At 58.9% G+C, this 12,314-nt stretch carries 11 protein-coding genes and 1 tRNA gene; 7 read left to right on the plus strand and 5 right to left on the minus strand.

The genetic code is table 11. The features are described 5' to 3' along the window. Nucleotides 1-21 precede the first annotated feature (21 nt). The 4 genes from LYZ69_01960 to LYZ69_01975 all read left to right on the plus strand — a co-directional run bounded on the left by LYZ69_01960 (nt 22) and on the right by LYZ69_01975 (nt 5,369). Complete coding sequence (locus tag LYZ69_01960) at nt 22-1,779, plus strand: methylmalonyl-CoA mutase family protein (protein MDV3277216.1); 1,758 nt, start codon at nt 22-24, stop codon at nt 1,777-1,779. A gap of 191 nt (nt 1,780-1,970) precedes the next feature. Then, a complete protein-coding gene (locus LYZ69_01965; GenBank protein ID MDV3277217.1) occupies nt 1,971-3,191 on the plus strand; it encodes an acyl-CoA dehydrogenase family protein in 1,221 nt (406 codons plus the stop codon). A gap of 67 nt (nt 3,192-3,258) precedes the next feature. Next, the gene (locus LYZ69_01970) at nt 3,259-4,677 is read left to right on the plus strand and encodes a hypothetical protein (GenBank protein MDV3277218.1); all 1,419 of its coding nucleotides are present in this window, start codon (nt 3,259-3,261) and stop codon (nt 4,675-4,677) included. 65 nt (nt 4,678-4,742) lie between these two features. Beyond that, the gene (locus LYZ69_01975) at nt 4,743-5,369 is read left to right on the plus strand and encodes a hypothetical protein (GenBank protein MDV3277219.1); all 627 of its coding nucleotides are present in this window, start codon (nt 4,743-4,745) and stop codon (nt 5,367-5,369) included. A 26-nt stretch (nt 5,370-5,395) separates the two neighbouring features. On the opposite strand, the gene LYZ69_01980 is transcribed toward LYZ69_01975, so the two are convergent. Next, nucleotides 5,396-6,109, minus strand: coding sequence for a hypothetical protein (locus tag LYZ69_01980; protein ID MDV3277220.1), 714 nt, complete (start codon nt 6,107-6,109; stop codon nt 5,396-5,398). A gap of 97 nt (nt 6,110-6,206) precedes the next feature. On the opposite strand from LYZ69_01980, the gene LYZ69_01985 reads away from it, so the two are divergent. From LYZ69_01985 to LYZ69_01995, 3 genes are all read left to right on the plus strand, one after another. Further along, nucleotides 6,207-6,935 (plus strand): methyltransferase domain-containing protein, encoded by a 729-nt coding sequence (locus tag LYZ69_01985; protein ID MDV3277221.1) that lies wholly within the window; start codon nt 6,207-6,209, stop codon nt 6,933-6,935. A gap of 71 nt (nt 6,936-7,006) precedes the next feature. Beyond that, nucleotides 7,007-7,471 carry a chromate resistance protein gene (locus LYZ69_01990; protein ID MDV3277222.1) on the plus strand — a complete coding sequence of 155 codons (465 nt, stop codon included), beginning with the start codon at nt 7,007-7,009 and terminating at the stop codon, nt 7,469-7,471. Between the two features lie 25 nt (nt 7,472-7,496). Continuing rightward, nucleotides 7,497-8,675: a hypothetical protein gene (locus LYZ69_01995; protein MDV3277223.1), complete on the plus strand. Its 1,179-nt coding sequence runs from the start codon at nt 7,497-7,499 to the stop codon at nt 8,673-8,675. Nucleotides 8,676-8,714: 39 nt separating this feature from the next. Here the strand turns inward: LYZ69_01995 and LYZ69_02000 are convergent, their stop codons facing one another. The 4 genes from LYZ69_02000 to LYZ69_02015 form a co-directional block, all read right to left on the minus strand. Continuing rightward, entirely contained in the window at nt 8,715-9,914 is a 1,200-nt protein-coding gene (locus LYZ69_02000) for a cystathionine gamma-synthase family protein (protein MDV3277224.1), read from the minus strand. Between the two features lie 73 nt (nt 9,915-9,987). Then, nucleotides 9,988-10,092: transfer RNA gene (locus LYZ69_02005), tRNA-Asp, on the minus strand. Nucleotides 10,093-10,358: 266 nt separating this feature from the next. Next, nucleotides 10,359-11,885 (minus strand): alkaline phosphatase family protein, encoded by a 1,527-nt coding sequence (locus LYZ69_02010; protein ID MDV3277225.1) that lies wholly within the window; start codon nt 11,883-11,885, stop codon nt 10,359-10,361. A gap of 113 nt (nt 11,886-11,998) precedes the next feature. After that, the gene (locus LYZ69_02015) at nt 11,999-12,223 is read right to left on the minus strand and encodes a hypothetical protein (protein ID MDV3277226.1); all 225 of its coding nucleotides are present in this window, start codon (nt 12,221-12,223) and stop codon (nt 11,999-12,001) included. Between the last annotated feature and the right edge of the window lie 91 nt (nt 12,224-12,314).

A 12,314-nucleotide genomic window follows, 5' to 3' on the forward strand; every position in this document is an offset into this window, starting at 1 on the left:
CAAGTGGGACGAGCGCTAGGCTTGCTGCGAGGCGGAGACGACCCCTACTGGAAGAGGAAAGCGAAGGCGGTGGTCGAGAGGAGGGCGGGAGAAGCTTCACTCTACGACTCAAAGGCCTTGGAAAGCATCCGGAAGGGCGTCAAGCAGTGGCAGGAGACCGTCCTCGGCCCGTGGACGGAGGCGTCGCGTGAGACCAAGGACGACTTCCAGACGGCCTCGGGGATACCGCTCAAGCCGCTCTACACTCCCGCGGATCTCACAGCCTCCGACTACGCGGACCAGGGCTACCCCGGAGTCTACCCCTACGCGAGGGGCGTCTATCCGACAATGTACAGAGGGAAACGATGGACAATGAGGATGTTCTCCGGGTTCGGGACGCCCGAGGACACAAACAGGAGACTGAAGCTTCTGCTCAAGCACGGCGAGACAGGCCTCAGCATTGCGTTTGACATGCCTACGCTCTACGGCTACGACTGCGACCACGAACGCGCTCGAGGCGAGGTGGGAAGGTGCGGGGTCAACGTTTCGTCGCTGAAGGACATGGAGGTTCTCTTCGGCGGGATTCCGCTCGGCAAGGTGAGCACCTCGATGACGATCAACGCTCCGGCCGCTGTGCTGACCTGCATGTATGCCGGGGTGGCAAGGAAGCAGGGCGTCCCCATAAGCAGGCTGAGGGGAACTGTCCAGGCAGACATGCTGAAGGAGTACATAGCACAGAAGGAGTGGGTCTACCCTCCGGAGGCGCACCTCAGGATTGTGAGGGACCTGATGGTCTACTGCACGAAGAACATGCCTCTATGGAACTACATCAGCATCAGCGGTTACCACATCAGGGAGGCGGGCTCCAGCGCGATCCAGGAGCTGGCCTTCACACTTGCCGACGGCTTCGGCTACATAGAGCTCGGCAAGGAAGCAGGGCTCAAGGTCGACCAGTTCGCCCCGAGGCTCAGCTTCTTCTTCAACTCCACGATGGACTTCTTCGAGGAGATAGCGAAGTTCAGGGCTGCGAGAAAGATCTGGGCTACAGTGATGAGAGAGAAGTATGGCGCGAAGGACCCGAGGAGCTTGCTGCTGAGGTTCCACACCCAGACCTCCGGTGCGTCGCTGACATGGCAGCAGCCCCTGAATAACATAATCAGGACGACGATTGAGGCTTTGGCTGGAGTGCTCGGAGGGACGCAGTCCCTGCACACAAACTCGTTCGACGAGGCGTGGGCCCTGCCCACAGAGAAGGCAGTCGAGGTGGCGCTGAGGACGCAGCAGGTCATAGCGGAGGAGTCTGGGGTACCCAACGTGATCGACCCACTCGGAGGGTCGTACTACGTGGAGTGGCTCACTCAGCAGATGGAGGAGGAGACATACAAGTACTTCGACAGGATCGAGTCCGCAGGCGGGATACTCAAGGCGATAAAGTCGGGCTACCTGCAGCGGGAGATAGCAGAGAACTCGTACAGGCTGTCTAGGAGGGTGGAAGATGATAAGGACGGGGTCGTGGGTGTCAACAGGTACGCGGTCGAGGAGAAGAAGCCGATAGAAACTCTGAAGATCAACTCCAAGGCGCAGAAGAGCCAAGCGAAGAGGCTGGAGGGAGTGAGAAGGCAGAGAGACAAGGCGAAGGTCGAGGCAGCCCTCCACAGAATCGAGCGAGCCTTTGAAAACGAGAACGCAAACTCGATCACTCCAATGCTCGAAGCGGTCATGGAGTACGCGACGCTCGGCGAGATAGTGGACGTCGGACGGCGGGTCTGGGGCATCTACAAAGAACCCCAAATTCTATGAAAACTGGGATAGCATGACCTGTTTCCACCAACGCGGGCTGTAGTCAGTTCCTATTGCATGAATAACCAGACTCCCCCATTTAGTCATAGGATTCTCGACCACCGAACCCCGAGACCCTGCGTCCACGCGAGGGGAGCGTGGAAAATCTAAGAGGGAGAGCTTAGAAGGGCCGTTGGAGGGAACGAGTGGCGATGCTAGAACAGGACGAATTCGCGTGCCTATCCAAGATGGACTTCGACATCTCGGACGAGCAGGGGATGATCCTTGAGCAGGTGGACAGGGCCTGCAAGCAGATTAGGCCGATTGAGGACAAGTGTTACCTGGAAAGGAGGCTTAACGACCAGGTCGGCCCGGTCTTCGGCAGGGCTCACCTGCTGGGACTGCCTATCTCGAGAAAGTACGGGGACGGTCAGGGTGCAGACATTGTCACATACGCGCTCGCGATTGAGAGAATCGGCAGGGAGGGCACAGGCGTCAGGACATTCTTCTCGGTCCACATAGCCCTCTGCCAGCTCACAATCCAGATGTGGGGCAACGATGAGCAGAAAGAGAGGTTCCTGACCCCTGCCACTAGGGGAGAGAAGCTCCTCGCGTTCGGACTGACGGAGCCGGGAGCGGGGAGTGACCCAGCCTCGCTGACGACGTCGTTCGAAGAGAGGGGCGGAAGGTTCGTGCTCAGCGGACAGAAGATGTGGATTTCCAACGGTTCAATTGCAGACAGCGTCCTGATCTACGCATACCCGAAGGGGAGACGGGAAGAGATGTGCGCCTTCATCGTGGATGCAGGCGCCCCCGGATTCACGGCGAAACCAATCGAACACAAGTTAGGGCTCCCGACGGCAGACACGGCGACGATCTACCTTGACAAGGTCGAGGTGCCTAAGGAGAACCTGCTGGGCCCGCGTGGTAGGGGGCTCTCGGTCGCCTACTCTGGTCTGATGAGCGGGAGGCTGAGCGTCGCAGCCGGCTGCGTCGGCGTAATCCAAGACTGCCTCGACGAGGCTGTCAGATACTCTGGCGTGAGGGTGCAGCACGGCAAGAAGATAGGGAGGCACCAGCTCGTACAGAGGCATATCGGCATCATCTCAACGAACCTGGACGCGGCGAAATGGTTGCTGCTGAGGGCGGCATTCCTGAAGCAGAAGTATGAGGAGAAGCCCGAGGACATGGGACTCAGGGACCAGACCGACCTGGCAATCACAAAAGCGAAGTACTTCGCTGCCAACGCCTCCTTCGACGCTGCGAATAGGGCTGTGCAGGTCTTCGGGGCCAACGGCTACTCGCTTGAGAACAGGCCTGCCAGACACCTTGCTGACACCAGGGTAACCTCAATCTACGAGGGGACTAACGAGATACTCGAGCAGAAGATAGCCCTGGGCTCGCTCGGCAAGGACTTCCAGGCCTACTCTTGACTGCCTGCCGGAGGTGTGAAGTGGCATCAACACGAAGATTGCAGCTCTGGCTCTCGCTGTCCTAGCAGTGGTCGTTGTCGCAGGCATTGCCGTGTACGGCCTCCGTCCCACAGGGCCAGGAAACTGCCTGCTGCTGGGCGGGAGCGGTGCCCTGAGGAGCAACCTAAAGGCGTCAAGCTTCGGAGCAGTGACAGAGTACCAGCTTCCCACACCATCGAGGTGGTCAAACGCGATTGCTGCTGCGCCCGACGGTTCAGTTTGGTTCGGCGAGCAGTCCGTCCCGGGGGCTGGGCACCTCTACGCCAACGGGACGCTTGTGGAGTACCCCTGGCCGTCAGCGAGCAGGGGGACGAGCACCTGCGGCTACAGGACGGGAATCTGGGGCGTGGCTCTCTGGAACGGGATGGTGTGGGGTACTGACTTCGACGGGAGTGCCCTGGTCGGGCTGAATCCTGCGACCGGCTCGACGACTGTCATCAACGTATCAGAGAGGGCACCGTTTCCGTACACCCTCGCGACCGCCCCCGATGGCTCGCTGTGGTTCACCTCGCTCTCAAGCGCGCCTGTGCTTGGCAGAGTTTCGCAGAACCTCTCGGTCGCAACCTTCGGTGTCGCACTTCCCAAGGGGGAGGTGCCGGCCCAAGCGCAGTTCGTCAGCGCGACGCAAGCCTACTTCGTTGCAATCGACCCGGCTGCCAACTCCGGGGGTGTCTACACTTTCGACCCGCAGAACATTGCAGGGACAATCAACCCCGCGCGGGTGGGCAGCGGATTCGAGCTCTTCTCGCCCAACAGCGTTTCGGTCTCTGGGGGAAAAGTCTGGGTCGTTCAGCACTACCCTTCCAGCGTTGCATCCTACGACCTAGACTCCGCGGTTTGGACGCTCTACCCAACCTCCATAGAGAACTACACGACGACAACCCTGCCGTACTTCATACAAGCGAACGGGAGCAAAGTCTGGTTCAACGAGCATTACGGCAACAAGATCGCGATGATCGACACGCTCAGCCAAACGATGACAGAGTACAGCGAAGCGAATCCTCCGATAAGCAACGGGAGCGACATCCAGAACGACCTGACGGTCGCTCTCGCGAAGGGAGGGCTCTGGTTCACATCCACCACGGGGAACTATGTCGGGTTTGTCAATGCCACGTTCCATCCTTCTTTTGCCGTAGATGCGGACGGAGGCAATAGTAGCGCAACAGTCCTTCCCGGCCACGAGGCAAGGTTTGCCCTGACAGTGAGCGGCAGTTGGACGACCGCCCTGAAGGTGCAAGTCTCTGACTCGGAAGGCGCCACCGGTGTGCCAAAACTCATCACCGTCACGACGGGCGAGTCTACTCTCGCACCGGGGACCGGTCCTGTCAGTCTGCAGGTCGCACTGGAGACGGGTGCAGCTCTGAAGCAGGGCCGATACACCGTGGCCGTGACAGTGACGAACGGGCTCGTCTATCAGACAGCCTACCTGTTCCTGACGGTACCGTGACCAGAACAGAGTGTTCTGCGAACTAGAAATAATATCCGTGCCCGCCGATGGTTAGGCGAGAACTGTTGAGATCGTCTCGCCTCTTCGCGGCCATGGTGATTCTGGCTGTCTGCACGGTCGCTGTCGTAAACGGTCCACTCTTCGCAGGAGGCAGCGCTGGGCAGCGGCATAGCGCCTCAAGCACTTTCGTCGAATCTGTCCAAGGGCTGAGGCTGTACCTCTCGGTCAACACCACAACTCCTGCTCTGGGGCGCGCGGTTCAGGTCAGAGTGGAAGAGTTCAACACGCTATCCGCCCCGAACAACGTTTCGAGAGGACAATCGTGGACAATCGAAGGGCTCGGGATGACAGCGTGCTACTCTTCGGTCTATCCCTTCGGCGTCGCCCTCTTCGAGGGGACCTACACCGCAGCGAACGTCACCCAAGCGAAGCCGCTCGAGATGTTCCCGATCGTTCCATGCCCGCTGCTCATCAGGCTGATAACGGGATACTCCTTTGAGGCGCAAAGCTCGGCCGCAGTGGTCCTACCCGGGAACGGGCCGGCCCTCCCGATGGTGGCCAACGCCACGCTCGCAGGGACGTATTCAGCAGACTCGGCCACAACGCCACTGTCGCTTCCGCCAGGTGCGTACACAATAGTGGCGGGGGACGAATGGGGATCTCTCGCGTTTCTCTACTTCAACGTCGAGTAACATCTTGACCGCTTACGGGTGCTGGTTCACCCGAAGACCTTGAGCAGGACCATTGCGAGAGCGATGGCAAGGACACTCCCCACGACGCCCTCGAGTATCTTCTCGAAGCGTCCCGCCTGCTCCGTTATTTGACTCTCGGCTCCGCTCTTGAGCATCTTGTAGGGGCGAGAGGCATTTGCCTCAAGGTAGGCCGTTGCGAGACCGAAGAGGCCTCCAGCGAGGGCAGGGATACTCAGGCCGTTGGTCTGCATGACATACCCCGCGACCACAGGTAGAAAGCCCCAGCTGAACGCGAACCACCCTTCGGAGTGGAAGCGAGAATGGAACAGTTCTAGGTTGTAGGCGAAAAGGAAGAACAGCTCAGCTGCGCCCACGACGAAGAGCCACGGGGCGTAGAGGACAGAGTAGGCAGCGCCCAAGGCAAGGGCTGGAATCAGAGACGAGAGTGCGAGGACGGCGAGCTGACGATTGGAAAGCAACGTACCCCACGGCCTGTTTGGGCCCATCGCGTCGAGTGCGTGGGCCGATATCCCTACCGCCAGGACGTACACGCCAACCAGAACGGCCACCCTGTCCCAGTGGACGCTGGAGGGCAGCGTTGAGCCGATCACGACGTAGCTTGCGTTCATCAGGGTGTACGGGAGGAAGCTCATTCCCACCAGAAGCCTGAATCGTCTCGGACCGAAACGAGGGACGTACCATTCGTTCTCCCGGCTCCTTCCCACTTCGGGCTGCGTCAATGCTGGCTTCTCCGAGCTTCGGGTTCCTTGGTCTGTCTCGTCTCCCGTTCTTGAGCCCCTTTGGATATAAGCTTCCACCAAGGTGGGTTCAGCCGAAGTGCAGCACCTCGAGGTGGACGAAGCGGAGGGACTGAAAGCCGTGTCGAGCAGGCTCTTCCACGGGCTGGCGGACTCGTACGACAGGATCCTGGACGGGGCCACCTTGCTGCAGGACAGGTACTGGAAGAGATGGGCTGTAGAGAGATCAGTCCTAGGGAGGTCGGAGGCAGTTCTCGACGTTGGATGCGGGACATGCGTGATGGAAGAGCGGCTCGAGGGTGCCGGCTGCCAGGTCGTCGGGCTCGACCTCTCGGACTGGATGCTCCGAATCGGCCTGAGGAAGAGGTTGGGTTGCTCCGGCGCCCTCCTGAACGCGGACGCTGAGGCGCTGCCCTTCCCCGAGGCCTCCTTCGATGTCGTCGTTTCATGCTACGCAGTGAAGTATTGCGACCTGGAGAGGTTCTCGTCAGAGGTGTCACGCGTCCTGAAGCCGGGAGGACGCGCAGTAATCTACGACTTCGTCAGGCCGAAGGGACCCATGTCTCCAATCCTCTCTGTCTACATCTACGGTTTCTTGAAGGTCGCAGAAGGTCTGCTCAGGCGAGTGGACTCTGGCGTCTCTTACACGTTCGAAGCGCTACCGGAGATCATACGAAGGACAACGTGGAACGACGAACTTACAACGATTCTCCGGGGACACAACCTTGTCGTGGTCGAACGGGCCGTCCTCTCTGGCGGTGCGGTGGAAGGCTTCGTCGCCCAGAGGCAACTGCAGGCCCAAGTGTGAAGTCGCTCTCGCTTCCACGGACGGCTAGCGTTTAGATATGAAGCCGGGGAGAGCAGGCTCGGCCGCTGCCAATGAAATGGGTCACACGGGAGAAGGCTAAGGTTGACAGAATCGCGTGCCCCTGGCTGATCAAGAGGTTCGTCGACCCAACAGCGGAGTTCCACTTCGTGCCCGCCGAGAAGGTCCTCGAGGTGTCTCGAAGGGAGGGAGCGACCGCGTTCGACGCCCAGGGCGCAGAGTTGACCCACTACAAGGAAGGCGGGAAGGAGTACGTCAGCTTCGACGCCATCATCAGGAAGTTCGGCCTGAAGGACCCAGCCCTGCTAGAACTAGCCAGAATTGTCAGGGGGGCTGACGCCAAAATCCCAGACGCTCCGCCGGAATCTGCTGGTCTGGAAGCAGCGGCGATTGGATTCAGGACGCGCGCGAAGGACGACTTTGAGAACATGCGACTCCAATTCCCCTTGTACGATGCGCTGTATGAATACTGCAGTTCGAAAGAGAGGGGTGCGGCAAGGCTAGAGCACGCTGTCTAGCAGGTGCGCAACCTCGGGTGCTTCTATGCAATCCAGGATACTGCCGCTGTACGTCGTCAAGGCGACAAGGGTCTACGTCTCCGGATTGCTCAGCATCCTTGTGCCCTCCTACCTGACGGTCGAGGGATACTCTGCCCTCTTCGTCGGACTGGTCCTCGTTGCCATCTTAGCTGGAAACGCGTTCTCGAACATAGTGCTGGCCTCGCTTGAGGCCCAGATTGGGAGGAGGCGCGCCCTCATCTTCTTCAGCGTCTTGATGATTATCTCGGGACTCACCCTTGCCCTCACTCCTGCGCCCTTCCTGATACTCGCAGCTTGCTTCATCGGGAACATCAGCCCGACGGGGACTGAAGCGGGTCCTTTCCAGTCGGTGGAGGCAGGAATCCTGCCAGACTTGGCAGGAGCCTCTGGCACAACCAAGGCGTTCGGCGTGTACAACTTGGTGGGCTATCTTGCCGCCTCGATCGGCTCGTTCACCGCCGGCGCGCCAGACTACTTGGGCGGGGGCCTGCTTGTCTACAAGGGACTGTTCGTAATCTTCGCGCTGGTAGGTGTACTCCTGGCGGTCGTCTACTCCAGACTCCGCGGAATCGAACCTGTCGGACCCGAGGGTCAGAAAGCGGGCCTAGCAAACCTCGACCCGCAGACCAGGCGCGAGGTCATCACACTCTCAGCGCTCTTCTCTGCTGATGCCTTCGGTGGCAGCTTCGTTTCGGTATACGTTCTGTCCTACTGGTTCCAGCAGAGCTACCACGCCCATGTTTCACTGCTCGGGACAGTCTTCCTTGTCACGAACCTCATCGCAGCGGTCTCCATTTACGGGGCGGCCCTCATTGCCACCAGGTTCGGAAACCTCAGGACTATGTTCACAACTCATCTAGTCTCCAACGTCTTTCTGCTCCTCATTCCATTCGCAGGTACGCTCCTGGGTGCGCTCGCGCTGCTTTTCGTCCGGCAGAGCATGTCCCAGATGGATGTCCCGACGCGACAGTCTTTCATGACGGAGCTGTTCGGTCAGAAGGACAGGGTAACGGCGAACGCTGTGACAAATACGTCGAGGAGCATCAGCGCCTTCGCGGGGGGGCCCTTTAGCGCAGCCATGTTCGCCTATGGTCTGCTCTCTGCGCCGCTCCTCTTGGGTGGGGTCTCGAAGGTCGTGTATGACCTGCTCATCTTCGGGATGTACAGAAGAAGATACAGGTGAGGAAGCAGCGCGTCGAACCCGTGAGGTTCACATCCTAACCTACCGTTGGCGGACTGATGCCAGAGCTCGGTCGAGGTCCGCAATCAGGTCTTCGACGTCCTCTATCCCTGTAGAGTAGCGGACCAGAGCCTCTGGTATGCCCATCGCCGCGCGGTCGCGCGCGCTTACCTCGACGTGGCTGGTGGTGGCGGGCGACCCGACAGTGGTCTCGACCGCGCCCAGGTTCGCCGCGCGATGCGCCAGCCTGAGTTTCGGGAGGAAAGTCTTCAGAGCGCGGTGGCCGCCCTTCAGAGTGAAGCTCAGGACGCCCCCGAATCCTCCTCGCATCTGCCGCCTCGCGACCTCGTGCTGGGGATGGGACTTGAGCCCGGGATAGTAGACCTCCCTCACCGCGTCGTGACCCTCTAGGTGCTCGGCGATCTTCATGGCGTTCGCGTTCTGTCTCTCCACCCTAATCTGCAGTGTCTTGAGGCCTCGGAGCAGAAGGTAGGCGGCGAAGGGATCCAGAGCCGCCCCGTTTATCTCCCTGAAGTGGAACACCTTCTTCACATGGGCTTTCTGGCCGCAGAAGATTCCGCCGAGCGCGTCCGCGTGTCCGCCTAGGAACTTCGACGCGCTGTGAATAACGGCGTCGGATCCGAGTTTCAGGGGTAGCTGGTTCACAGGTGTGGCAAACGTGTTGTCTGTCAAGACCGTGGTCCCGCCTGCGTGTGCGGCCTCGGCCACACGAGCGATATCCACGACCTTGAGGGTCGGGTTGGTGGGAGTCTCAAGGTAGACGACCTTGCATCCCTTCGCGACCTCCTTCTCAATCTGCTCAATGTCGGTTGTATCGCAGAAGGTTACCTTGACTCCAATCTCCGGAAGGAATTCACGGAAGAGCTGATTCGTGCCGCCGTATGTGTCCTTTATTGTGACGACGCGGTCCCCAGGTCTCAAAATCGTGTAAAGGGCGTTGCTTATCGCAGCCATCCCAGAGGCAAAGCTGACGGCAGCTTCCGCGCCCTCGAGGGCCCTGACCTTCTCCTCAAGCGCCGAGACCGTGGGGTTGGTGTTCCTGCTGTAGATGTGGCCGCGCCTGCGTCCTAGGGCGACGTTATGCCACTCCTCAAAGTCCTTGTAGCTGAAAGCCACACTTTGGACGATTGGAACCTGCGTTGGTCCACCGACAGAGGACCCCTCTTCGCCGGCCCATAGCGCTCGCGTCCCGATTCCCGATTCTCGGAGAATATCCTTCATCGCAATTCTTTGCGCTGTCGGTTGGATATTAATGGGTTCCCAAGTAGAAGCAAAGTGCGAAAAGTCTGAGAGGCGCCCAGGCCGGGATTTTCGTCGCGCGGATTTCGAACCCGGGTCACTGGCGTGACAGGCCAGCATACTGGACCATTGTACGGATGACCCTCTATACGACCTGGGCGTCGATGGTTCTGACCCCGCGAGGGTGTTTTAAGTTTACATTCGCACCTTCTACTTTTCAGACCAGAACCGTTGCTTGGGAGACAATACGCATGGCTGGACCACACACCTAGCCCAGGACAAGTGAAGGTCGTGAGGAAACAAGCCCTGCCACAGATTCCTGGCTAGGGATAATGCGAAGTCACGTGGTCATCGCAAACATCGATCTGAAGCTACGTCTCATGGTATTCGAGGCGTCGCGTCAGCTTTCATGATTCTGTTCGTGGCTCAACCTTGGCCGGGACGGGCCCATCCCAGCCGCCGGGGAACAAGAAGCAGGACTGAGCCAACCATGCAGCCCAGTAGGACTGCGACTAGAATTGCACTCGAGGGACTAGCCGCATTGGCAACTGTGATAGTTTGGACACCGGTGATTGTTGCAAGGCGGGTAATCGCTGTGGTCGTGGTTGTTGTTGTCGTGACAGGATCCGTATTGGCAATGGTGATAGTTTGGACGGCGGTGCTTGTTGTAACTCGTGTGATGGCTGTGGTCGTGGTTGTTGTGGTTGTCGTGGCTGGATTGGATTGCGATGCGGACGTTGCTCCTCCGAAAAGAGTGCCGTTCGGGAAGGTCAGGGGGTAATGGTCGGAGACGAATGGCCCCGGTAGCTGCAGCGGAGGTCCCGGAGACTGCGAGAAGTCGAAGGCTTCCATCAGGTTGTTGGCGGAGGCGTCCCTGCTCGCAAGCGGTGGCAGGGAATAGACTGTCTCGACGAACTTCAAGATGGATGTGAAGTCGCCCTGCGTGTGGTCGATGTAGCCCTGTTTCACGTAGGGAGATATTATCAGGCAGGGAACCCTGAACCCGTAGCCGAACTGGTCCACCTGAGGAGGTGGAACATGGTCGTACCATCCTCCCCAGTCGTCCCACGTCAAGAAGATGGCCGTCGAGTTCCAATAAGGACTGGCCATCACGGAGTTGATAATCGACACCACGTCTTGTTCCCCACTGGAAATATCGTAGGGTGGGTGCTCACTCTCCTCGTCAGTTGCTGGCATTATCCAGGAAACACCTGGAAGCTTGTGGTCCGCTACATCTGTGGCGAATTGTCCGGGGGGAGCGAGATTCCGCATCCTTGCTTGATTGCTCTTGAATGATGCGAAACCGGGCAGCGGGTTCCAGTTGTTCAGATAGTAATAGCCCCCAGCGTAGTACTTCCAAGTGATGTGACTGGCGTCGAGCTCATCCACTATCGACTTGAAGTAGAACGTGTTGTCGTGTACATTGCTTGAGGTGAAGTTGATGAAACCAGCGTTAGCACTACCAACCAAACCGCCCGACTGTCCAGCGATCAGATAGAGGTGATTGGGGAGGCTCGCCGTCATGACCGGGGTGTAGAAGTTGTCGAGCAGGACGAACTGAGACGCGTAATCCCAGTAGTAGGGAATGAGCGAGGGGTTGAAGTGACCCATGGTCAGATTCGAGTTGGACGCAGTCACAAAGCCGTCCATGCTCCCGTTGTCGTAGGCTTGATGGGCGCACGTCCAGTCGTGGCAGAGGTCGTGGGCAATAGTCGTGGTATTGATCATGAACGGCTTGACGAGCTTCGCGGTCGTGGAGTTATTCGTCGATGGTTGAGGCGTCGCGCCTGCGATTCCGTTCGCCCCTGGGTATGTACCGAAGTAGTTGTCGAAGGTGTGGTTCTCCTCGACTATGATGACTACGTGCTGAATTGGAGGCTTGCCGGGCACCCCGCCAACTGAGAGCGGAAACGACGAGATGATCAAGAGGAACGACAAAGTGACTACGAGCATGCCCTGAACGATGGGGCTCCCAGGGGCTGACTTGCGCAAAGGAACGTCGGAACGATCTGGGCTTCCTGCTCGAAATGCATTGCGGAGCGCGAATACAGATTTCAGGACTAGATTCAAAACGCATCAGGTCGTGCGAAGCCAGGAGCCATGACTGGGGCGGGGACCACACCAGGAACGAAAACTCCGACAGCTACTATCATGTACAAAGCGGCTACCACGAACAGGAAATCGTACCCCCGCCTTCGTCCTCCTAGGTAGAGGTGTCCGAGGTCGAATGTGCCGAGCAGACGGGGAATCGCAGTCGGGAAAAACGCCAAACCATTGCTCTTTCCTTGCATTTCATGTTCAGACTTGAGTAGGCGAATTAGGGTATTAACGAAGATGCCGATTCTCACAGACGGAATGGTATAAACGAGCAGACGGGGTCGA

Source organism: Nitrososphaerales archaeon, assembly GCA_032906765.1.
GTDB lineage: Archaea > Thermoproteota > Nitrososphaeria > Nitrososphaerales > Gagatemarchaeaceae > DASPPF01.

Bases quoted from the DNA above. Each gene is read 5' to 3' on its own strand.
- LYZ69_01965 (MDV3277217.1), top strand. From the start codon at position 1,971: ATGCTAGAACAGGACGAATTCGCGTGCCTATCCAAGATGGACTTCGAC.
- LYZ69_01990 (MDV3277222.1), top strand. From the start codon at position 7,007: ATGAAATGGGTCACACGGGAGAAGGCTAAGGTTGACAGAATCGCGTGC.
- LYZ69_01995 (MDV3277223.1), top strand. From the start codon at position 7,497: ATGCAATCCAGGATACTGCCGCTGTACGTCGTCAAGGCGACAAGGGTC.
- LYZ69_02000 (MDV3277224.1), bottom strand. From the start codon at position 9,914: ATGAAGGATATTCTCCGAGAATCGGGAATCGGGACGCGAGCGCTATGG.
- LYZ69_02010 (MDV3277225.1), bottom strand. From the start codon at position 11,885: ATGCTCGTAGTCACTTTGTCGTTCCTCTTGATCATCTCGTCGTTTCCG.
- LYZ69_02015 (MDV3277226.1), bottom strand. From the start codon at position 12,223: ATGCAAGGAAAGAGCAATGGTTTGGCGTTTTTCCCGACTGCGATTCCC.